The organism is Salinimonas iocasae (assembly GCF_006228385.1).
GTDB lineage: Bacteria > Pseudomonadota > Gammaproteobacteria > Enterobacterales > Alteromonadaceae > Alteromonas > Alteromonas iocasae.
On the sequence record NZ_CP039852.1, the window covers coordinates 12743 to 36005 of the forward strand.

21 protein-coding genes and 1 rRNA gene are annotated in these 23263 nt (G+C 47.1%); 13 read left to right on the forward strand and 9 right to left on the reverse strand.

Annotated features, from left to right (window positions below; all coding sequences use genetic code 11):
* Positions 1-13: 13 nt before the first annotated feature.
* The gene (locus FBQ74_RS00060; protein WP_232371950.1) at positions 14-712 is read right to left on the reverse strand and encodes a class I SAM-dependent methyltransferase; all 699 of its coding nucleotides are present in this window, start codon (positions 710-712) and stop codon (positions 14-16) included.
* A gap of 294 nt (positions 713-1006) precedes the next feature.
* Positions 1007-1630: a c-type cytochrome gene (locus FBQ74_RS00065; protein ID WP_139754732.1), complete on the reverse strand. Its 624-nt coding sequence runs from the start codon at positions 1628-1630 to the stop codon at positions 1007-1009.
* A 173-nt stretch (positions 1631-1803) separates the two neighbouring features.
* Here FBQ74_RS00065 and yihA point away from each other — a divergent pair, with 173 nt between their 5' ends.
* Complete coding sequence (gene yihA, locus FBQ74_RS00070; RefSeq protein ID WP_139754733.1) at positions 1804-2409, forward strand: ribosome biogenesis GTP-binding protein YihA/YsxC; 606 nt, start codon at positions 1804-1806, stop codon at positions 2407-2409.
* A gap of 368 nt (positions 2410-2777) precedes the next feature.
* On the opposite strand, the gene polA is transcribed toward yihA, so the two are convergent.
* Complete coding sequence (polA, locus tag FBQ74_RS00075; protein ID WP_139754734.1) at positions 2778-5528, reverse strand: DNA polymerase I; 2751 nt, start codon at positions 5526-5528, stop codon at positions 2778-2780.
* Positions 5529-5942: 414 nt separating this feature from the next.
* On the opposite strand from polA, the gene elbB reads away from it, so the two are divergent.
* Positions 5943-6596: an isoprenoid biosynthesis glyoxalase ElbB gene (gene elbB, locus FBQ74_RS00080; RefSeq protein ID WP_139754735.1), complete on the forward strand. Its 654-nt coding sequence runs from the start codon at positions 5943-5945 to the stop codon at positions 6594-6596.
* A gap of 124 nt (positions 6597-6720) precedes the next feature.
* Positions 6721-8172, forward strand: coding sequence for a TrkH family potassium uptake protein (locus tag FBQ74_RS00085; RefSeq protein ID WP_139754736.1), 1452 nt, complete (start codon positions 6721-6723; stop codon positions 8170-8172).
* 22 nt (positions 8173-8194) lie between these two features.
* On the opposite strand, the gene trkA is transcribed toward FBQ74_RS00085, so the two are convergent.
* From trkA to def, 4 genes are read right to left on the reverse strand one after another with little or no spacing between them, the layout of a single operon-like run.
* Positions 8195-9574, reverse strand: a complete 1380-nt coding sequence (gene trkA, locus FBQ74_RS00090) for a Trk system potassium transporter TrkA (RefSeq protein WP_139754737.1) — start codon at positions 9572-9574, stop codon at positions 8195-8197.
* A 29-nt stretch (positions 9575-9603) separates the two neighbouring features.
* A complete protein-coding gene (gene rsmB / locus FBQ74_RS00095; RefSeq protein WP_139754738.1) occupies positions 9604-10920 on the reverse strand; it encodes a 16S rRNA (cytosine(967)-C(5))-methyltransferase RsmB in 1317 nt (438 codons plus the stop codon).
* Complete coding sequence (gene fmt, locus FBQ74_RS00100; RefSeq protein WP_139754739.1) at positions 10917-11873, reverse strand: methionyl-tRNA formyltransferase; 957 nt, start codon at positions 11871-11873, stop codon at positions 10917-10919. The genes rsmB and fmt overlap by 4 nt, the downstream gene beginning before the upstream one ends.
* Before the next feature lie 8 nt (positions 11874-11881).
* Positions 11882-12391: a peptide deformylase gene (gene def / locus FBQ74_RS00105; protein ID WP_139754740.1), complete on the reverse strand. Its 510-nt coding sequence runs from the start codon at positions 12389-12391 to the stop codon at positions 11882-11884.
* A gap of 196 nt (positions 12392-12587) precedes the next feature.
* On the opposite strand from def, the gene FBQ74_RS00110 reads away from it, so the two are divergent.
* The 7 genes from FBQ74_RS00110 (at position 12588) to FBQ74_RS00140 (ending at position 18224) form a co-directional block, all read left to right on the forward strand.
* Positions 12588-13676: a LysM peptidoglycan-binding domain-containing protein gene (locus FBQ74_RS00110; RefSeq protein ID WP_139754741.1), complete on the forward strand. Its 1089-nt coding sequence runs from the start codon at positions 12588-12590 to the stop codon at positions 13674-13676.
* A 72-nt stretch (positions 13677-13748) separates the two neighbouring features.
* Positions 13749-14876: a DNA-processing protein DprA gene (dprA, locus tag FBQ74_RS00115; RefSeq protein ID WP_139754742.1), complete on the forward strand. Its 1128-nt coding sequence runs from the start codon at positions 13749-13751 to the stop codon at positions 14874-14876.
* A 1-nt stretch (position 14877) separates the two neighbouring features.
* Positions 14878-15354 carry a DUF494 family protein gene (locus FBQ74_RS00120; protein ID WP_139754743.1) on the forward strand — a complete coding sequence of 159 codons (477 nt, stop codon included), beginning with the start codon at positions 14878-14880 and terminating at the stop codon, positions 15352-15354.
* Between the two features lie 24 nt (positions 15355-15378).
* Entirely contained in the window at positions 15379-15915 is a 537-nt protein-coding gene (locus FBQ74_RS00125; RefSeq protein WP_139754744.1) for a DNA topoisomerase family protein, read from the forward strand.
* 18 nt (positions 15916-15933) lie between these two features.
* On the forward strand, positions 15934-16497 hold the full coding sequence (locus FBQ74_RS00130) for a Sua5/YciO/YrdC/YwlC family protein (protein ID WP_139754745.1): 564 nt from the start codon (positions 15934-15936) through the stop codon (positions 16495-16497).
* A 1-nt stretch (position 16498) separates the two neighbouring features.
* Positions 16499-17413, forward strand: coding sequence for an oxygen-dependent coproporphyrinogen oxidase (gene hemF, locus FBQ74_RS00135; protein WP_139754746.1), 915 nt, complete (start codon positions 16499-16501; stop codon positions 17411-17413).
* Between the two features lie 136 nt (positions 17414-17549).
* A complete protein-coding gene (locus FBQ74_RS00140; protein WP_139754747.1) occupies positions 17550-18224 on the forward strand; it encodes an OmpW/AlkL family protein in 675 nt (224 codons plus the stop codon).
* Between the two features lie 56 nt (positions 18225-18280).
* Here the strand turns inward: FBQ74_RS00140 and FBQ74_RS00145 are convergent, their stop codons facing one another.
* Complete coding sequence (locus FBQ74_RS00145) at positions 18281-18715, reverse strand: group II truncated hemoglobin (protein WP_139754748.1); 435 nt, start codon at positions 18713-18715, stop codon at positions 18281-18283.
* On the opposite strand from FBQ74_RS00145, the gene aroE reads away from it, so the two are divergent.
* Positions 18714-19523 (forward strand): shikimate dehydrogenase, encoded by an 810-nt coding sequence (gene aroE / locus FBQ74_RS00150; protein WP_139754749.1) that lies wholly within the window; start codon positions 18714-18716, stop codon positions 19521-19523. The genes FBQ74_RS00145 and aroE overlap by 2 nt on opposite strands.
* A gap of 1 nt (position 19524) precedes the next feature.
* On the opposite strand, the gene FBQ74_RS00155 is transcribed toward aroE, so the two are convergent.
* Complete coding sequence (locus FBQ74_RS00155) at positions 19525-20061, reverse strand: gamma carbonic anhydrase family protein (RefSeq protein WP_139754750.1); 537 nt, start codon at positions 20059-20061, stop codon at positions 19525-19527.
* 118 nt (positions 20062-20179) lie between these two features.
* On the opposite strand from FBQ74_RS00155, the gene FBQ74_RS00160 reads away from it, so the two are divergent.
* Positions 20180-21229, forward strand: coding sequence for a CDP-glycerol glycerophosphotransferase family protein (locus FBQ74_RS00160; RefSeq protein WP_139754751.1), 1050 nt, complete (start codon positions 20180-20182; stop codon positions 21227-21229).
* Positions 21230-21567: 338 nt separating this feature from the next.
* Positions 21568-23099, forward strand: a 16S ribosomal RNA gene (locus FBQ74_RS00165).
* Positions 23100-23263: the final 164 nt, after the last annotated feature.

Here is a 23263-nt window from a genome sequence, read left to right on the forward strand (position 1 = left end):
CTGTTTGATGAAATTAAGAGCGGGTATTATAACTTTGCTTGTGCATTAATACGACATCAGATGCCACCAGGTGCACTGTATAATTGTACTTTTCGCCAATATAGCGAAAGGTCTCGTCGCTAAAGAAGCTTACATGGGTCAAATCGTTCTTATAATGCCAGTTTGTAAAGCGCGCCTTATCAAGTACGCGCTTAGTCATAATGCATAACCAACCACCAGGCTTTAATAGTTTGTCCAATAACGCCAGTTCCCGGTGCGGCGAGTGAAAATGTTCAATCGCTTCTGTGCAGGTTATGAAATCATATGCACTGGTCAGGGCCTTATTGTCAGGAAAAAAGAAAGGGTCATATACGGCTACACTATGCCCTTTATCTTCTAGCATTTGTGCCAGCACCGGGGACGGTCCACAGCCAAAATCCAGACCTTGTGAGGGTGAAACTAAGTGTTGGAGCAGCGGGGTAGCAGCTTTGGATAAAAACCGCCGATAGCCGGGATCGTCTGTGTTGTTTTCATGTAGTTCATACTCACGGAATTCACGTGTAGATGAAGGATGATGTACAGGAGGTACGAACACCAGTAAACAGACGGTGCATTGATAATAATCGCGCTGTTTATCCTGATGGTAAAATTCTGATTTTTCGTGAAGGCAAAGAGGGCAGTTAAATAGCATGACAAAGTTCAGATAAGAAAAAAGGTGATGACCATCGGCCATCACCTCTATATTTTAGTGTCAGATGACACTTCTCCCGTTTGCACCTCATGTGCTTTTTGTTGCTTCCAATGCTAGAAGTGCTCCCCTTTTTTTTCTTTTTTACAGAGCGGCATTTGTTGTTTAGGGCCTTCCTGACGCTTTTTCCATTCATCCATGGTTTTATTATTATTATTCATTTTGCGGTCAACACTGTGTGAATCCCTCAAAACTCGGAAAACAGCTTACACGATCTGAGAGCGATTACAACACCTGTGTTAACACATAATTAACATGTTGCTGTTGTAAAAGGTTTTTTTAATGCAATCCAGCCAGATATTTCGACAGAATATCGATATCTTTGTCGGTAAGTTTCATCGAAATATCGCGCATCATGCCGTTCATATCATTATGACGGGTACCGTTTCTGAACGCTTTAAGCTGGGAAGCCAGATAATCTGTATGTTGTCCACTGATATCCGGAAAACCGGCTAATTGCATACCATTGCCGCGCGGGCCGTGACACGCCATACAAGCTGTAATACCGCGTTCAAGATCGCCACCACGATAGAGGGCTTCACCCGGCTCTATCACCTCTTCTGGCGTAGTACCTTCCTTGAGCGTTTGCTCGGAATAATAAGCGGCTATATCCTGCATATCCTGCTCAGAAAGTGGCGCTGCCATGCCGTTCATAACAGCATTATTCCTGCCTTCTTCACCCCCGGTTTGCGACGCCAGTTTAAACTCTTTCAACTGCTTAACCAGGTAGTTGGCGTGTTGACCTGCAAGCTTGGGATTCATTGGAATCGCACTGTTGCCATCAGGTCCGTGACAAGCTGCACAAGTGGTTGCTTTTTGCTTTCCTGCCTCAGCATCACCCGGCGTTTGTGCTTCTGTTGTCAGACTAAAAGTTAAACACGCTAACAAACACAGTTTTTTCATAAGTAATCTTCCGTAAAGGATCCAGCGGTTCAGCGGATATACGTGGTATTATAGTTATTTAGCACATTTACTATGCCAGAAAAACCTTTTCCATACTAAAGGGTAGGTGCAAAAATGTACAATTCTGGTGACAAAATTAACAAATAATTTAAGTAGTCCGGTTGGAGACAACGATGACGTATTTTACCAAAGCCACTTTTTCCACCAGCGCGCCCGACATTCGTCATCTGAAAAACGATGAGGGTATCGAAGTCGCGTTTGCAGGCCGCTCAAATGCGGGTAAATCCAGTGCGCTTAATGCCTTAACGCGCCAGAAAAACCTGGCCAGGACCAGTAAAACGCCAGGACGTACACAAATGATAAATGTGTTTGAACTGGATGATGAGCGTCGCCTAATTGATTTACCAGGATACGGATTTGCACAAGTTCCTCTGGCGATGAAGAAGAAGTGGCAACAGTCTTTAGGTGAGTATCTGCAGAAACGAAAAAGCCTCAAAGGCCTGGTGGTGTTGATGGATATACGCCATCCGTTCAAAGATTTAGACCAGGATCTTATCTATTGGGCGGTAGATGCGGGCATCCCGGTACTGGCCGTGCTGACCAAATCTGACAAGTTGAAGTCAGGTAAACGCAAAGAACAGTTAATGATGGCAGAAGAGGCTGCGTTAGCATTTATGGGTGATGTTACTGTCCAGACATTTTCTGCACTATCCAAGCAAGGACTGCCAGAGCTTGAGAGTATGATTATGAAGTGGTTTTCGCTGGATAAAAGCGAATAGGGTATAACGGATAAAAGAAAGCCCCATCAAAAGACGGGGCCAAAATAATGAGAGAAAACACATAAAAACCACAAGTAAGAGTGCGATGGAACGAGGTTAGTTCCATAAATTTGAAGAAAAGTTATAAAGTTTTTTAAAAATCCTATTTATCAATCGCTTATAGCTCTACTTTTCTTCAGGCATAAAAAAACCCCGGCAACAAAGGCCGGGGTTAAAGCAAAGGTTTGAAAACAGCTTTCTCACCTCTGTACCCTACGGTAATAAGGTTACAATACACACTCTAAAACGCAAGGATTTTGTGTAATTTTATTACCAAAAGGGCACAGTAGGTTCCACGTGAAACACTAAATGTGTAATATTATTACCATTTAATGTGCTTCGTCCCAGTTCTTACCCTGGCCAGCTTCAACGTCTAATGGAACGGATAGGGTGGCAGCGTTTTCCATCAGAGAAACAATTTTCTCAGAAGCTGCATCTACCTGATCCTCTTTAATTTCGAACACCAGTTCATCGTGAACCTGCATCATCATGTAGATATCATCATTACTGTTTGACTGGATCCACTCATCCACTTTGATCATGGCCATTTTGATGATATCTGCAGCGGTCCCCTGCATGGGTGCATTAATCGCGGCCCGCTCTGCGCCTTTGCGTCTGGCTCCATTGCTTGCTTTGATGTCCGGCAGATACAGTCGGCGACCAAATACGGTCTCAACGTAGCCTTTTTCTTTAGCTAAAGCGCGGGTATCGTCCATATATTTCAATACGCCCGGATAGCGTTCAAAATAGAGATCCATATACTCTTGCGCTTCATTACGGGGAATATTCAGCTGTTTAGACAACCCGAATGCAGACATCCCATAAATAAGCCCAAAATTAATGGCCTTGGCACTTCGACGCTGTTCGGCGGTGACATCATCTAACTTTTGATCAAACACTTCCGCAGCGGTTGCTCGGTGAATATCTTTGCCCTGAGAGAAAGCATCCAGTAAGCCTTTATCCTGAGATAAGTGCGCCATGATACGCAGCTCTATCTGTGAGTAATCTGCCGCCACAATCTTATAACCATCCCGGGGAACAAATGCCTGTCGGACACGTCGGCCCTCTTCGTTTCGAATGGGAATGTTCTGCAGGTTTGGCTCTGTGGAGGACAGTCGACCAGTCGCGGTAACTGCCTGATGATAAGATGTATGAACACGACCAGTGCGATGACAAATCATCTTTGGAAGCTTGTCGGTGTAGGTGTTCTTCAATTTTGTTAAGCCGCGATATTCCATAATCATTTTGGGAATAGGGTACTCAAGCGCCAGTTCCTGCAGTACCTCTTCAGAAGTCGAAGGGGCGCCTTTCGGGGTTTTCTTGATGACCGGCAGTTCCAGCTTTTCAAACAATACCTGTTGCAACTGCTTTGTGGAGCCAAGGTTAAACGGTTCACCGGCTTCTTCATGAACTGTTTTCTCGAGCTCATCAATACGCTTTGCAAGATCCTGACTATGCTGGCCGAGGCGCTGGCTGTCTATATACACACCCAGCTGTTCCATGCGAGACAATACACTGGCAAGCGGAACTTCAACATCCAGCAGAATAGACTTAAGCTTGTCTTCCTTGTTCAGCTTTTCCCATAAAACCTGATGAAGACGAAGTGTTATATCGGCATCTTCTGCGGCATAGGGAGCAGCCTGGTCTAAGTCAATCTGGTTAAAGGTAAGCTGTTTGGCACCCTTACCTGCGATATCTTCAAAATGAATGGTTTTATGGTCAAGGTGAGCAAGCGCAAGAGTATCCATATCATGTCGGCTGGCTGTGCTGTTCAGCACATACGACTCAAGCATCGTATCAAATGCGATGCCCTGCAGATTGATACCATAATTGGCCAGCACATTTTTGTCGTATTTAATATGCTGTCCTACTTTCTTGACCTCCGGGTCTTCAAGCAGAGGCTTAAATTGTTCTAACACCCAGTCTCTGTCAAGCTGCTCCGGCGCACCCGGATAATCATGTGCGACTGGTATGTAAGCCGCTTTACCTGGCTCGGCACACACACTGATACCCACTAATTCAGCTTCCATGTAATTCAGGCTGGTGGTCTCAGTATCAAACGCAAATAAAGGCGCTTCTTTCAGCGCGTTCAGCCATGACGAAAGGGAATCTTTATCAAATATCGTTTCGTATTCGCTATTATCGATTTTTTGCGCCGGTGCGGTGGTGGTGGCTTCTTCGGATTCTTCTGCTGCGGCCTGAGAAGACACCTCATTCAGCCAGCGTTTAAACTCGTATTCTGTGAATAAAATTTCAAGCTTACCGTTGTCCTGCTCGGTGGGAACCAGTGTTTCAGGGCAAAACTCCATATCGACGTCACATTTGATGGTCGCAAGTTCATACGACAAACGCGCCTGTTCTTCATGCTCCTGCATTTTGGCCGCCATCGATTTACTACCCCGAAAACTCAGATCGGCAATCTTATCCAGATTATTGTAAATTTCATCAATACCGCCAATTCCATTGAGAAGCGCCTGTGCACTTTTGTCGCCTACACCAGGAACCCCTGGGATATTGTCGACTTTATCGCCTTTTAGCGCCAGAAAATCGATAACCAGTTCGGGGGGAATACCAAACTTTTCTTTGACCCCATCAACATCCATCACCTGATTTGTCATCGTGTTGATCAAAGTAATGTGTTTATTGACCAATTGCGCCATATCTTTATCGCCGGTACTAATGACAGTATCTATACCTTTTTCTGTTGCAATACGGGCAAGCGTGCCAATGACGTCATCGGCTTCCACACCTTCCTCAACAATAATCGGCAACCCCATTGCGCGGATAATTTCGTGCAGCGGTTTTATCTGTGAACCAAGCTCCTCAGGCATAGGAGGACGATTGGCTTTATATTCTTTATAAATATCATCGCGAAAGGTTTTACCTTTAGCATCAAAAACTACAGCGATATTTGAGGGGTTATATTGCTTAATCAGACTGCGAAGCATATTGATCACACCATAGATCGCACCCGTATCCTGACCTTTAGAGTTCGTTAGGGGGGGTAATCCATGAAATGCCCGGAACAGATACGACGATCCATCCACCAAAATAAATGGAGGTTTTTGAATAGTAGCCATAAGCCTTCGTTATAGGGACGAGAATAGACGCAAGCATGCCATAGGCAATGAGGGATCGCTACAACGAGCTTGAATAACTTACGATCGCCTGTGGATAACTTTGTGATCTAACAAACATAAGCGATCCACACAACCCCTTATCAGGAGAAGCATTGGATAATGGAAGATCAGAAATTTCTTGGTTTGTAGAGGATTTTGTGATCCGCTGCCCTGCGTAAAATTTATTCCTTTAAAATGTGGATAACTTAGTGATTATTCTTATTCTCAGGTTTCGTCTTTTGCCGAAACGGTGGAGTAATGTAGCATACTGATTTTATCAGGCTAAGCGTTATCTAAGATCTTTTTTTAACCGCTTTGTTCGTTTTTTGAACTGAAACGGCATAAGGCAACTGTATTAACGGCTAGGAGGCAATAATGAAAAAAGTAGCAGTCATATTAAGTGGAAGTGGTGTTTTCGATGGGTCGGAATTGTATGAAACCGTTATTTCCCTACTCGCTATACGCCGGGCTGGCGCACATTATGAATGCTTCGCGCCTGACAAAGATCAGTTACATGTTGTTAACCACCTCAGTGGTGAAGTCGCAGAGGGCGAGAAAAGAAACGTCCTCGTTGAATCAGCACGTCTTGCACGCGGAGAAATCAAGCCAGTCACCGAGTGTGATCCAGAAGCCTTTGATGCGTTAATTATTCCCGGCGGTTTTGGTGCCGCTAAAAACCTGTGCACGTTCGCCGTGGATGGAGCCGAGAGTCAGCCGGATGAAGATGTTCTCAACGTATGCAAAGCATTTGCACAAAGTGGTAAACCGGCTGGTTACGCCTGCATAGCGCCTGCGCTGGCTGCATCTGTATACGGCAATAAGGTAAAGCTGACTATTGGTAACGATGAGTCTACAGCGCAGGGACTAGAGGAGTTAGGGGCACAGCATGTCGAGTGTGCTGTTGATGAGATCGTGGTAGACTCAGACCGAAAGCTGGTAACGACACCGGCGTATATGCTCGCTGAGGACATCCTTGAGGCAGAAGCAGGTCTCAATAAGATGGTAGAAACTGTTCTTTCGATGCAATAAAGCCTTTTTCTGGGCGAAATACGCTTTTCCTTTCGCCCGGTTCTTCGCATAATAAAAAGCGCGATCTTTTGGACACCAACGGATAGCGATTTTTTACTAATAATAACAAGGCTTTTGAAAAAATATGCACTATCGTGCGATTGTACGCATACTTGGATTACTGGTTGCACTGTTTAGTGTCACCATGATACCACCCGCTCTGGTCTCGCTGCTTTATCAGGACGGCAGCGGTGTACCATTTATCATGGCATTTATTCTGTGTGTGCTCACAGGCACGGCCATGTGGTATCCCAATCGCGAGCATCGTCAGGACTTGCGTGCAAAGGAAGGTTTTTTGATTGTAGCCTTGTTCTGGGCCGTACTAGCAAGCTTTGGTGCAATTCCCTTTATCCTGCTGGAACAGCCCAGCATGACGGTAACCGATGCGTTTTTTGAATCGTTTTCAGGACTGACCACCACCGGTGCCACGGTAATTCAGGGCATTGAGTTCTTACCTCACTCTATTCAGTTCTACCGGCAACAACTGCAGTGGTTTGGCGGGATGGGGATCATCGTATTGGCGGTCGCCATACTACCGATTTTGGGTGTGGGGGGAATGCAGTTATACCGCGCCGAAATGCCGGGTCCGGTGAAAGATTCTAAGATGACCCCGCGTATCGCAGATACAGCCAAACACCTGTGGTATATCTATCTATCCCTGACTATTGCCTGTACGGTCTCGTACTGGCTTGCTGGTATGAGTTGGTTTGATGCCATATGCCATGCTTTTTCCACCGTCGCCATTGGTGGATTCTCCACTCATGACGCCAGTTTGGGCTACTTTCAAAGCCCGACAATAAATGTAATTTGTTCTGTATTTTTGCTCATAGCTGCACTGAACTTCTCTTTGCATTACACGGCGGCTACTGCTCGTTCATTTAAAAACTACTTCCAGGATCCTGAGTTCAAGGCGTTTTTCACTATCCAGGCCACACTGATTCTGGTTTGCTTTTTAACGCTGGTGCTAACGGGCTATTACACCTCTGCAGAAGAGGCGCTCGATCAGGCAATGATTCAGGCGGTCTCTATCGGAACCACAGCAGGCTTTGCGACAACTGACTTTGCTTCCTGGCCCACATTTCTGCCTATTTTGCTTATCTTTGCCAGCTTCATCGGAGGGTGTGCAGGTTCTACCGGCGGCGGGCTTAAAGTTATTCGCGTCTTTCTGCTTTATCTGCAGGGCAAGCGGGAAATCGACCGCTTGATTCATCCCAAGGCTGTCTACTCCGTGAAGCTGGGTGAGCGTGCAATGCCAGACAGAGTCGTGGAAGCTGTATGGGGGTTTTTCTCCGCTTACGCCATTGTATTTGTCATTATCATGCTGGGCATGATAGCCAGCGGACTGGATAATATCTCGGCATTTACCGCAACTGCGGCAACGCTGAATAACCTCGGCCCCGGACTGGGCAGTGTTGCTGCCAATTACTCTGAAGTATCAGATTCAGGCAAATGGATTCTGGTTAGTGCGATGTTATTCGGACGATTAGAAGTGTTTTCGTTATTGGTACTGTTCTCGCCAACCTTCTGGCGCAGCTAGCGTCCGCTGCGCATAACGGCTTTTAACCAAAGAAAAACGCACTGGGCTGGAAGATTTTTTCCACATCATTGATGTATTTCTTATCGACCAGAAACAGTATGACATGGTCGTTAGCTTCAATTTTCGTGTCACTATGGGCAATAATCACCTGATCATCACGCACCACAGCCCCGATAGTCGTACCGGGCGGAAGCTTGATATCGCCAATTTCGCGGCCAACAACACGCGAGGTATTTTCATCGCCATGAGCAATGGCTTCTATAGCCTCTGCGGCCCCGCGGCGAAGTGAGTACACATTAACTATATCGCCGCGTCGTATGTGGGTAAGCAGGGCTGAGATAGTGGCCTGCTGCGGTGAAAAGGCAATATCAATTTCGCCGCCCTGTACCAGGTCGACATAAGCGCTACGCTGAATCAGCACCATCGCCTTTTGGGCGCCCATGCGTTTGGCCAGCATGGCCGACATAATATTCGCTTCATCATCGTTGGTAACAGCAATGAAGGCATCGACATCCTCGATACTTTCTTCAGTGAGAAGCTCTGGATCTGAGGCATCACCGCAAAATACGATAGTCTTATCCAGATGAGCGGAAAGGTACTGAGCGCGCTCACGGTCAAACTCAATCAGTTTAACATTGTGATTGTGCTCAAGACGCTTAGCCAGCCCGGCACCAATAAGACCACCACCGGCAATCATGATGCGCTTATAGCTGGATTCCAGTTTTTGTAATTCGCTCATCACAGCACGAATGTGCTTGGTGGCGGCGATGAAAAAGACCTCATCATCGGCCTCAATGACCGTGGTACCCAGCGGCCGGATAGGGCGACCGCGACGGTAAATAGCGGCCACGCGGGTTTCAACGTTAGGCATGTGCTCTTTTAACGCTGAAAGGGCATGGCCCACCAGAAGACCGCCGTAATAGGCTTTTACTGCAACAAGGCTGGCTTTGCCTTCAGCAAATTCAACCACCTGCAACGCACCCGGGTAATCAATAAGACGTTTAATGGCCTTTGTAACCAATTGCTCCGGCGCAATAATGTGGTCGACAGGAATATCCTGCTGCTTATACAGCTGTTCCTGATAAATAATATATTGCTCGGAACGCACCCGGGCGATTTTGGTGGGGGTTTTGAACAGGCTGTAGGCCACCTGACACGCCAGCATATTGCTTTCATCACTATTAGTAACCGCAATGAGCATGTCGGCATCTTCAGCACCCGCTTTTTTTAATATATCGGGATGCGAACCTACGCCTACCACCACCTGCAAGTCGAGCCTGTCCTGCAAAGAGCGCAGACGGTTAGGATCGGAATCGATAACAGTAATTTCATTTTTCTCACCAACCAGGTTTTCCGCCAGTGTACCGCCAACCTGTCCGGCTCCAAGGATGATAATTTTCATGAGACTCTGTTATCGCTCTACTGATTGATTTAATTGGAAGACTTTAACAGCCTGCAATAATAGAAACCATCCATTTGTTGCTCACCAGGCAGAATTTGTCTGCCGGGTGTTTGGGGGGAATCTGATTCGCTCAATGGTTGCAAAGAAGCGTTCTGATTGCGTGTTAAAAAATGCCTCATCTGCTCGGAATTTTCACTCTGTAGCACGGAGCAGGTTGCATAAAGTAGTGTGCCGCCTGGCTTTAGAAGTGGCCATAACGCATCAAGAATTGAGGCCTGCAAATCGACCAGTGCATCAATGTCAGTCTTTTTCCTTAACCAGCGAATATCCGGATGACGGCGTATAACGCCGGTGGCAGAGCAGGGGGCATCCAACAGGATTCGGTCAAAGGGCTCGCCATCCCACCATGCAGCGGGGGTAGCCGCATCGCCCTCAATAATGGTGGCTTTGTGCCCCAAACGTTGCATATTTTCTTTCACCCTGGTCAGACGCTTGCCATCGGAGTCCAGCGCGATTATCGACTGCAGGTCAGTCGTTGTTTCTATAATATGGCCGGTTTTACCGCCGGGGGCTGCACAACAATCCAGGATACGTTCGCCGTTTTGTGCGCCAAGATAATGGGCAGCCAGTTGCGCTGCGCCATCCTGAACCGCAAACAGGCCATCAGAGTACCCGGGCAAACTGACAACGTCTGTGCGACTTTGAACAATAATTGCCTGCGGGTGCTCATCGCTAAACGTGTGCTCTATGCCTGCCTGAGTCAATTTTTCAGAATAAGCCTCACGAGATACCTTCGAGGCGTTAATACGTAACCAGAGCGGCGCTATCGCGTTAGCCTGGCTTAGCAGGGCCTGTGCATCATCGCCGTACTGGGCAGACAACGCCTGATATAACCATTTAGGCATACCACTTTTCACTATCGGGTCATCACTGACCTGCGTGTGCATTTCCTGGCGCTGAAAGTTACGTAATACCGCATTAACCAGGCCCTTGAGACTATCTCCCCCCAGAGCTGGTGCTGCGTTCACTGTTTCTGCGACCGCGGCATGCGGTGAAACCCGGGTAAATGCTAATTGATAAATTCCAAGCATCATTAAGTGCTCGAGAATTTTTTTATTACCTTTTAATGGTTTATCCAGTAAGCGGCGTAACCAAATCTGTAACTGAGGAAGCTGACGCATGGTGCCCATGGTCATTTCCTGCAGCCAGGCGCTATCTTTGCTGCTATGACGCTGCTGAACTTTGGCAAGGCAATCTCTGGACGATTTGCCGTTTTCTAAGATCTGAAAAACAACCCAGGCAGCATCACCGCGCAGGTTTTTCTTACGAGGGAGCGGGGCATTCATGCCTGAGTATTTCCACCTATGACTTGGTTAACAGTAAACCACTCTTTTCTGGCATTAAGTACTTCAGCGGCACTTAGTGGTTTTTTGCCGGGAATTTGCAGGCTGGTGATTTTAAGCTGCTGCTCGCCGCATGCTACAACAATACCGTGCTTATCCGCGTGCGAGATGGTACCCGGTGAAAGATTCACAGAAGTTGGCTCTACGTCGGCTGCCCAAATTTTTACCTTCTGCCCGGCAATGTTTGCCCATGCAACAGGCCAGGGGTTAAAGGCCCGGATGTTTCTTTCTAACTGCGTGGCAGATAGTGTCCAGTCGATTTCGGCTTCTTCTTTAGACAGCTTTTTAGCATACGTTGCCTGTGTTTCATCCTGCTTTTGCGCAGTGACAGCATCTAGATTGTTAAGCACGTAAACCAGGGCTTCAGGGCCAAGCACAGCCAGCTTATCGTAAAGAGTAGCACTGGTGTCGTCGGGTGTTATCGGCAAGGTATCGATATGAAGCATGTCACCGGTATCCAACCCTTCGTCCATTTGCATAATAGTGACACCCGTCTGGGAATCGCCAGCCCATAATGCCCGCTGAATAGGTGCTGCGCCACGCCACTTGGGCAATATTGAGCCGTGTACATTAATACAGCCCAGAGGAGGTGTGCTAAGTACAGCAGCTGGGAGGATCAGACCATATGCTACGACCACCATTATATCTGCCTGAATATCCTGAAGTTCAGCCTGAGCCTGCTCGTCTTTTAACGAGGAGGGCTGATATACAGGGATATTGCTGGCGGCGGCCAGTTGTTTAACCGGACTGGCGGTAAGCTTTTTACCCCTGCCAGCGGGGCGGTCAGGCTGTGTATATACCGCTACAACCTGATGCTCAGTGTCCAGTAGTGCCCGAAGGTGATCTGCGGCAAAATCCGGTGTGCCGGCAAAAATAATACGAAGAGAATTTGCCACAAAACTCCTTAAGCTTTTGCTGCCAGACGGGCTTCTTTTTCGAGCTTTTTGCGAATACGCTGGCGCTTAAGTGGCGACAGGTAGTCAACAAACAGCTTGCCTTTCAAATGGTCAAGTTCGTGCTGAATGCAGATTGCCAATAAGCCATCAGCTTCAAGCTCATACGACTCACCGTTTTCATTCAGGGCTGTGACTTTTACCGCCTCGGCACGTTCAACCTTGGCATAGTTACCGGGAACCGAAAGACAGCCTTCTTCACTGATCGTGCTACCCTGCTTCTCAATGATTTCAGGATTGATGAACACACGAGGTTCGTTTTGATCTTCAGAAACATCCATCACTACAACCTGCACGTGACGATCAACCTGGGTAGCCGCCAGACCGATGCCTTTTTCATCGCGCATGGTTTCGAACATGTCTGAAACTAATTGTTTTATTTCATCGTTAACCGTCTCAACGGGTTTCGCTACATTGCGTAACCGTTCGTCGGGGAAACGTAATACGTCTAATATCGCCATCTGTCGTTATTACACTCTCGCTGTATGAATTAATATACGATCCAACTGCCAGCATTATTTACACCGGAATAATGGGTACTATTCTACCGTATAACAGCTATACGTGCAGTTTTTTATCCGGCAACTGAATTATCTCATTATACAGCCGATATAGAGGCGCTGCGTGAAAAATCAACAATAGGAAAGGTAAACAAGCATGACTGGTCGCCCGCAAAACGTTAAAGGGAAACGAGCATGGCGTCACTGGCTGGTGGCGTTGGTGCTATTGCCCCTCTCAGTCGTACAGGCCGCGGTAACGCTCAAGGAAGATGCGCCCAAAACCTATACGGTGAAAAAAGACGATACCCTATGGGATATTGCTAATCTTTTTTTAGACAAACCCTGGTTATGGCCACAATTATGGCGTACCAATACCCAGATTGTTAATCCTCATTTGATTTATCCCGGCGATGTGCTGCGAATTCGCATGGTTGACGGACAACCCGTGCTTGAAGTTGCGCGTGAGAAAAAGCGTCTGACGCTTACACCCAGTACTCAAAAACAAACCAAACCTGCGCCAATCAATGCGCTGCCCTGGTCCGCTATTGCACCTTATGTCAATCAAAACGAAATTATCGCCAAGGATAAATACGAAATACTGCCTCATTTGCTGGGCAATCAGCGTGGCGGCATCCGTTTTATTAGCGATGACCTTGTGCTAAGCCGCAGCTACGGCCGTCCTCAGGATCAGTATCGCGTGGTAAGAAAGCAGTCTACGATTGAAGACCTGGATGGCAATGTTCTGGGAATTCAAATCCATCACATCGCCAATGCCAAAATGGTAGAGAGTAATATTCCAACGCAATGGCTGGTAAAAGTTGATAACTCAAATCTGGAAGCGCGCCGTGGCGATCGCCTGTACTCCGGCAAGACGCCAGAGCCTCAGGATATGATCTTACAGCCGGCTACCTCGCAGCGTGCACATGTAGTTGGTAATCTGCATCAACATGAGCTACTGGGCAAAAATGATGTGGTAGTAGTCGATCTGGGCAGCGAAGATATCCAGCCAGGCACTGTCATGGGTATATACGCCCAGGGCCCGGATATTATAGATGGTGACGAGCCGCGTTACGCCAGTGAGTCAAATGCAGTGAAAAGTCCGTTTAATGATGGCTCTACCGTTATTCAACCAGCACTGAAAATCGGAGAGCTGGTTATCTTTAAAACTTTTGATAAAGCAAGTTACGGTATTATTACCCGTGCCAGGGAAATGGTTAAAAACGGCGACATCGTGGCTAACCCCTAGCACCTATTGATACCTTCAGGCTACTGGAGGTTCCACCGGGCTGAGCATCGTATCTTGCAAATAAGAGATACGATGCTTACGCCTGATTCACACTCTCAGCTTTATAGTTATCTTGCCCTGGCTTCTGTACCGGGAATGTCACCAGCCAAATGGCTCGCGCTCATGAGTGAGCTGAGTATCACCGCTAGCAATCTTGTTGCTCGGAATTTTCAGGGCATTGATGCACCACTTTGCAAAACGCTCAATACGTTACTGGATAACATTGACCAGCGAAAAGTTGAAAATGCGATGACGTGGCTTGAACAAAGTCCTTTGCATCACATTATTTGCTATGAGAGCAAACGCTTCCCCACAATGCTAAAGCAACTTACATCGCCACCGCTTGTCTTATTTATAAGTGGAAATATCAATGCGTTGTCTGAGAATTACGTTGCCATCGTGGGGAGTCGCAGAGCATCCCTCAGTGGATTGGAACTGGCTGAACGAATGGCCTGCCAGCTTAGCCAGACAGGAGTAGGCATAATAAGTGGGTTAGCAGCAGGCATTGATGCGGCCGCGCATCGTGGTGCGCTCAAGGGTAAAGGTGCCACAGTGGCAATCGTGGGCACGGGGCCAGATAAAATTTATCCGCGCAGAAATCAGTATTTGCACGGACAGATTATAGACAGGGATGGGGCCATTGTTTCTGAGTTCTGGCCAGGTACGCCACCCAGAGCTCAACACTTTCCAAGACGTAATCGCATTATTGCCGCAATGAGTCACGGAACACTGGTGGTTGAGGCAACGATTAAAAGCGGCACCTTGATAACCGCAAATATGGCCGCAAATCTAGGGCGTGACGTATTTGCTATTCCCGGCTGTATTGACAACCCGCTTACACAGGGCTGTCATCATTTGCTTAAACAAGGTGCTATACTGGTAACGAATGTACAGGATATTCTGGTGGAGCTCGACTTTCCTGTACAAAAAGTGCAATCAGGGGAAGACGTTGCGGTAAAGAGCGAACAAAAAACTCATGGGGAAAGCTTGGCAACCGATAAAATATTAGCTAGTGTGAATCATGATGTCACGAGTGTGGACATCATCTGTGAGCGCAGCAATCTGCCGGTATCACAAGTGCTGGCAACATTATTACAATACGAGCTGCGTGGCCTGGTAACCACTGTTCCTGGTGGCTACGTTAAGTTGAGGGGGAAATAACATGTTCGACATCCTCATGTATCTTTTTGAAAATTTCATTCACAGTGAAACGGAAATTCGCGTCGATCAGGACGAACTCACCGATGAACTTGTGCGTGCAGGTTTTCATCACGATGAAATCTATAAAGCGCTGGCATGGCTTGAGAAGTTAGCCGCCCTGCAGGAAACGGATATAAAGCCCTATTTCTGTAAAGGATTTTCTTCAAGTCTTAGTCGTATCTATACGCATGAAGAACAAATGCGTCTTGATGTTGAGTGTCGCGGATTCTTACTTTTTCTTGAACAGGTTGGTGTGGTTGATGCCAGTACCCGGGAAATGGTCATTGACAGGGTAATGGAAATCGATTCCACAGAATTTTGCCTTGAAGACCTGAAATGGGTTGTACTGATGGTACTGTTTAATGTACCCGGAAAAGAAAATGCGTACGCCCAGATGGAAGATTTGCTATTTGAAGAATCAGACGGCGTACTGCACTAATGTGGAGGGTCTTCTGACCACGTAATGTCAAAAATTGATCATTCCCTGTTTGATGGGCCGGCGCATGACTTTGGGACATGCCCAGAATGTGAAAGTCCGCTTCAGATTCGTAACGGTAAAACCGGTCCATTTATAGGCTGCTCAGCCTATCCAGCCTGCACTTTTAGCAAACCTTTACACGATAACCAAACGACTGTTTTAAAGGAAATCCCACAAACTGCCTGTCCGGACTGTGGTGCTGTTTTGGCAATAAAAAACGGTCGGTACGGGATGTTCATTGGCTGTACGAACTTTCCGGATTGTCATCACATAGAGCCAATAAAAACACAGGAAGACACCCAGCTATCGTGTCCGAAGTGTAAAAAAGGGCACATCATCGAGCGTACAAACAAATACGGTAAACGTTTTTATGCCTGTGATAATTATCCTGCCTGCCGATATGTGGTAAATTTCGCGCCTCTAGCAGGTACCTGTCCAGACTGCGGGTGGCAGTTGCTGATTAAAAAGAAAGGTCAGGTATGTTGTCCTCAGCCATTGTGTGATTACAAACAAGCTGAATAGTTAACAGAGAAAATTTTGATGCAGAGCGAGTTATCCAGCGAAGATCCTATTATCGCGGCATTTACTGCCGGCGAGTTAATTGTTTATCCCACCGAAGCTGTGATGGGTATTGGTTGTGACCCCGATAATGAAGCCGCGGTAGGCGCGCTATTGGCGCTTAAAAACCGTCCGGTAGAAAAAGGCATGATACTCATAGCTGATACTTACTCTCGGCTTCTGCCTTATGTTAACGACAACGCGGTCAAACTGGATAAACGAACAGAAATATTTTCAAGCTGGCCTGGTCCCGTGACATGGCTACTGCCTAAGTCGGATAGTGCCCCCGCGTGGATAACCGGTGAGCATGACACAATCGCTGTGCGGGTAACTGATCACCCTGTGGTCAAAGATTTATGTGAAAAGCTGGGTAAGCCTTTGGTTTCAACAAGTGCCAATCCTTCCGGGCAAGCGCCGGCTAAAGATGTTGCACAGGCCAAAGCGTATTTCGGAAACAATGTTACTTATGTTGAGGGTACTGTGGGCGAGCATAGCCGACCCAGTACTATTCGGGATGGCCAGACCGGACAGGTAATCAGAGATTAATATGAGCAGCGATGTAGCATCAGATCAGGTTGAGCAGGTAAAGGCATATTTGTTAGCTCTGCAGGATAATATTTGCCAGACACTGGAGCTGGTGGATGGTAAAGGCCACTTTGAAGAAGATACCTGGCAGCGGGCAGAAGGTGGCGGCGGCCGCTCACGGGTCATAAAGAATGGCGCTGTAATAGAGCAGGGTGGTGTTAACTTTTCTCACGTTAATGGTGAACAGCTACCGGCTTCTGCCACTGCCTCCCGGCCTGAACTGGCAGGTCGTAGCTTTCAGGCTATGGGCGTTTCGCTGGTTATTCATCCGCACAATCCTTATGTGCCTACCTCACATGCCAATGTACGGTTCTTTATTGCCGAGAAGCCTGGCGAAGATCCGATTTGGTGGTTCGGCGGCGGGTTTGATTTAACGCCATTCTACCCATTTAGAGAAGATGTCCAGCATTGGCACAGTATTGCCAAGAAAGCGTGCGCACCGTATGGGGAAGACGTTTATCCTACCTATAAAAAATGGTGTGACGAATACTTTTATCTCAAACACCGTGGCGAGACCCGAGGTGTAGGCGGCTTGTTTTTTGATGACCTGAATGACTGGGAATTTGATTCATGCTTTGGTTTTATGCAGGCTGTGGGCAATGCGTTTCTGGATGCCTATGTACCTATTGTGGAACGCCGAAAGTCGACTGCATATAGTCAGCGAGAGCGTGAATTTCAGCTGTACCGGCGCGGTAGGTATGTTGAGTTTAATCTGGTGTGGGACCGGGGAACACTGTTCGGTTTACAGACGGGGGGACGGACAGAATCTATCCTGATGTCTATGCCGCCACTTGCGCGCTGGGAGTATGGTTATCAGCCTGCTGCAGGAAGTCCTGAAGCTAAGCTTACTGACTGGCTTAAGCCGGCAGACTGGTGATGGATGGGGCAGGTTGATCTGTATCAATAGATTTATCTGCCTTTTATAGTCAGGCCAGAAATAATTGTTCCAGATCAACACTTTTAAGTAACGAATTTTTTATGGTGTTCTCAGTCTTCTAAACCAGAGAATTATCATGAAACTTGCAATCCTTTCATCAATGTTTGCCCTCTCAGTCGTCACTTCGGGCCTGGCCGCTGCTTACGAACAAGGTGATATTGTCATTCGAGGCGGTGCTACGACCGTGGCGCCAGACGAATCCACTTCTACGATTATGGCTGGCGGTACTGATTTAGGCGTGGACCTGACTATTGATAGCAATACGCAGCTGGGCCTTAATATTGCGTATTTTCTTACCGATCGCATAAACCTGGAATTACTGGTTGCGACACCATTTAAGCACGATGTAGATTTTGGCGTAGCTGACCCGTTAGGTACGGGTAATCAGCTAGGTGAAGTAACTCACTTACCGCCCACACTCACGGTTAATTACTACTTCAACGACAGTGCGTCTGTTTTACAGCCCTATGTGGGCGCGGGCGTCAACTATACCTTTATTTACGATGAAGAGTTTACCGGCGCGAATCGCGAAGCTGGTTTATCTGACTTATCTTTGGATAACAGTGTCGGGCTTTCGGCGCAAATAGGGCTGGATGTGATGCTGGCAGACAACTGGCATATCAATACTTCCGTACGATGGATTGATATTGATACTGAAGCGTCCTTCAAAGTCGGGGAAGCGAGTGGGCAGGTGAGCTCAATCGAAATTGATCCGTGGGTTTATACTCTTTCTCTGGGCTACACATTTTAAAGACTTTGCTTGTCCTGGCGTTGCCAGTTTGCGCTTTGAAGCATCAAAGCGCTTTTTTAGTTTGGGTCTGGCTGATTGATCATATGCTCTGCCAGGCTGTCTAACGCATCCAACACTCGATTAGCCAGTTGTATATCGGATACATGCGTCATCATTGATTTTCGCATGCAATACATCCATTGTGCTTTGAGCGCCGGCGTCACCGTAAACGGCAGGTGGCGGGCCCGCAAACGAGGGTGTCCGAATTGCTTTTCAAAATCATTCGGGCCACCCATCCACATTTGCAAATACAGAAAAAACACGTGTCGAATCCGGGTCAGTGGCTGGGGATGTATGGCCAGTAACTCTGCAGCCATCGGGTCTGATTCCATGATATCGTAAAAAGTGTTCGCAATAGCCTTGACAGTGGGCTCTCCTCCGATAGCCTCATAAACACTGTTTTGTGCAGCTGCTGGCTGCTTTTCTCTTCTCAAAAAACTGAATAACCCCATGAATAAATTTGCCGTATTTGGAAACCCGATAGCACATAGTTTATCACCAACTATTCATCAGATGTTTGCTGAACAATATAGTTTGCCCATCAGTTATGAAAAGATCGGGCCTGATGAAAATGACTTCGAAAATGCGCTTTCGACATTCTTTGATGATGCCGATGCGGTGGGGTGTAATGTTACAGCGCCGTTTAAGGGAAGGGCGCTGCAGCAGGCTGATACATTAAATAAAGCAGCCGAACTGGCTGGTGCGGTAAATACCCTATATAAAAAGGATCGACGTCTTCAGGGCTTTAATACAGACGGTATCGGGCTGGTAGCAGATATTAATAATCAGGGCGTAGAGCTGGCTGATAAAAAGGTTTTACTCATTGGCGCCGGTGGTGCAGCGCGCGGCGCTGTTCATCCGCTGTTGGAGGCAGGCGTTAAAGCACTGGCTATCACCAATCGGACAATGGAGCGCGCTACACAAATTTGTGAAGAGGTGAGCGTTTCTCACTGCATTGCACTGGATAAACCAGGCTTAATGTCTTTTGATGCGGATATCATCATCAACTCAACATCGGCCAGTTTGCACAATCAACTACCCGATTTGCAGTATATCTCGTTTGTGAAGTGTGAATTGGCTTACGATATGGCTTACAGCAAAGACCCGACGCTCTTCATGGCTTACGCTGAAAAAGAGGGCGCTACCATGAGCGCCGACGGGTTGGGCATGCTGGTGGAACAGGCGGCCGCGGCCTTTACTATTTGGACAGAGAAATTGCCCCAGACGAGGCCGGTAATAGATAAGCTAAGACAACGCTGAGTTATTCCGCCAGATAATCGTTCTTTAATTCCACATAATTAATGGCTGACTGTTTAAGGAAGGCAATCTCTGCATCTTTAAGCGGTCGCTTTTTTTGCATAGGGTTGCCGACATATAAAAAACCGCTTTCCAGTGTTTTATTAGGAGGGACGAGAGTTCCTGCACCAATAAATACATCATCTTCTACCACAGCGCCATCCATTATGATTGCGCCCATCCCAACCAGTATCCGGTTTCCCAGCGTGCAACCATGAAGCATACATTTATGGCCGACAGTCACATCATCGCCAATGACAAGCGGCAATCCTTCAGGCAGGTTTGAGGAGCGGCGGGTGACATGCAAAATCGTTCCGTCCTGTATATTGGTTCGCTCACCAATTCGGATATAGTTTACATCACCCCGTCCGGCAACCATATGCCAGACGCTACTGTCTTTTCCGATGGCGATGTCTCCGACAAGACGAGCAGAATCTGCAATGTAACTGCTAGCATCTACAACAGGGGTAATTCCTTTAAATGCGCTTAATATCTGTGACATAAGATCCTCTCTATAAGCCGACGACAATAGTGATAACATCGTCGGGTATTAAAAATAACAACAACTGCCATATAATCGGTACATCTTCGCGCGCTTTCTATAAGGCTAAAATAACGTAATGACAAAAAATTATCTTCTCTTTGCTTCGTTGTCATATGGATATTCAATAATGAGACCTCTTCAGGAGGAGATTAGAAGGCGGGGCGATAATGTTGCATGGTATCTGGAACCCGGATGTCCCGACTTATTGACGGAAGACGAACTCAGGCTTACGACATTTGAACAGGTTGCTGAATTTGATGCATGTGCAACCTTTACGCCCGGTAATGTTATATATCCCTGGTTTCCGGGAATTCATGTTCAGCTATTTCATGGTTACCCTATAAGCAAACGTGGAGAGAAGAGCAGGTCAACCGATGATCACTTTGCTGTTAGGGGATGGTTTGATATGTATTGTACCCAAGGCTCTAGCAGTACTGAGTACTTTGAGGAACTGTCAAAAAAACATGGTTTCTTTAAAGTTTATGAAACAGGCTGGAGCAAAGTAGATCCTTACTTCGAACACTACGAACTTGAGAAGAACCACAAGCCGACCGTATTGTATGGAACGACCTTCACCAAAGGTATTTCATCTGCTCCTGTACTTGTTGATACGATAGGAGCATTAGTTGAGGAAAAGGACTGGAACTGGATTCTCACTTTCCATCCAAAAATTAAAGACCAGTCATTATTAAACAAATATAGGGCTCTGGCTCAGGAGCATGAGAATGTTAAGTATGTTGATAATGTAAGACTCAAAGATTTTCAAAATGCTGATGTCATGTTAAGCGATAGCTCATCCATCATTCTTGAATTCATGCTGATGGACAAGCCAGTAGTAACATTAAGGAATACCACGCCTGGTTCGCACCTTATAAATGTCGATTCACCTGATGAAATACGAAGCGCACTTGAAACAGCCATGACAAGACCTGATGCCTTAATGAATAAGGTGAGAGACTTTGCCGAAAAGCATGAAGCGCACAGAGACGGTAATAATTGTGAAAGGATTTTGGAGGCAGTAGATGACTTCATTATTAACTATAAGGGCAGGCTAAAAGCCAAACCGATGAACTTACTGCGCAAGTTTAAGCTTAGAAAACGCCTCGGATACTGGAAATTGAGCTAAAAATAAGCGAACAAATCAATTATCATAGTTTTTTGAAAATAAGCGTTGACGTGTGAACTGAGGTCCCTATAATGCGCACCACTTCGACGGGACAGGCCAACAGGCAAGACAGTTGAAGGGCTTTATCAGACAGGCTTACGCCGACATGAAAAGCGGTTTTCCAAGACCTTCGAAATTAAGTTTCAAAAAGGTGTTGACAACGAAAACCAACCGCGTAAAATGCGCGTCCCGCTTCGGGGAGAAACGAAGCAAATTGCTCTTTAACAATTTATAACAAGACAATCTGTGTGGGCACTCGTTAAGAGTGTCAACCGACGATTCATAAAGTTTTTCGATTTTAATTGAAGAGTTTGATCATGGCTCAGATTGAACGCTGGCGGCAGGCCTAACACATGCAAGTCGAGCGGTAACATTTCTAGCTTGCTAGAAGATGACGAGCGGCGGACGGGTGAGTAATGCTTGGGAACTTGCCTTTGCGAGGGGGATAACCACTGGAAACGGTGGCTAATACCGCATAATGTCTACGGACCAAAGGGGGCTTAGGCTCTCGCGCAAAGAGAGGCCCAAGTGAGATTAGCTAGTTGGTGGGGTAAAGGCTCACCAAGGCAACGATCTCTAGCTGTTCTGAGAGGAAGATCAGCCACACTGGGACTGAGACACGGCCCAGACTCCTACGGGAGGCAGCAGTGGGGAATATTGGACAATGGGCGCAAGCCTGATCCAGCCATGCCGCGTGTGTGAAGAAGGCCTTCGGGTTGTAAAGCACTTTCAGTGGGGAGGAAGGCCAAGTAGTTAATACCTGCTTGGATTGACGTTACCCACAGAAGAAGCACCGGCTAACTCCGTGCCAGCAGCCGCGGTAATACGGAGGGTGCAAGCGTTAATCGGAATTACTGGGCGTAAAGCGCACGCAGGCGGTTTGTTAAGCTAGATGTGAAAGCCCCGGGCTCAACCTGGGATGGTCATTTAGAACTGGCAGACTAGAGTCTTGGAGAGGGGAGTGGAATTCCAGGTGTAGCGGTGAAATGCGTAGATATCTGGAGGAACATCAGTGGCGAAGGCGGCTCCCTGGCCAAAGACTGACGCTCATGTGCGAAAGTGTGGGTAGCGAACAGGATTAGATACCCTGGTAGTCCACACCGTAAACGCTGTCTACTAGCTGTTTGCGACTTTAAGTTGTGAGTAGCGAAGCTAACGCGCTAAGTAGACCGCCTGGGGAGTACGGCCGCAAGGTTAAAACTCAAATGAATTGACGGGGGCCCGCACAAGCGGTGGAGCATGTGGTTTAATTCGATGCAACGCGAAGAACCTTACCTACACTTGACATGCAGAGAACTTTCCAGAGATGGATTGGTGCCTTCGGGAACTCTGACACAGGTGCTGCATGGCTGTCGTCAGCTCGTGTCGTGAGATGTTGGGTTAAGTCCCGCAACGAGCGCAACCCTTGTCCTTAGTTGCCAGCATTAGGTTGGGCACTCTAAGGAGACTGCCGGTGACAAACCGGAGGAAGGTGGGGACGACGTCAAGTCATCATGGCCCTTACGTGTAGGGCTACACACGTGCTACAATGGTATTTACAGAGGGAAGCGAGACAGCGATGTGGAGCGGACCCCTTAAAGAATATCGTAGTCCGGATCGGAGTCTGCAACTCGACTCCGTGAAGTCGGAATCGCTAGTAATCGCAGGTCAGAATACTGCGGTGAATACGTTCCCGGGCCTTGTACACACCGCCCGTCACACCATGGGAGTGGGATGCAAAAGAAGTGGTTAGCCTAACTTTTAGAGGGCGATCACCACTTTGTGTTTCATGACTGGGGTGAAGTCGTAACAAGGTAACCGTAGGGGAACCTGCGGTTGGATCACCTCCTTACCGATAACGTCGTTGACGCTCTTGATGTAGTGTTCACACAGATTGTTTTGTTATCTCACCGTAATACGATGTATTAGGGTGATGTAACGAATGCCAAAAGAAATTGCTTCGCAATATTTTTTGGCAAAACGTTCTTTAACAATTTGGAAAGCTGATATTAGTAA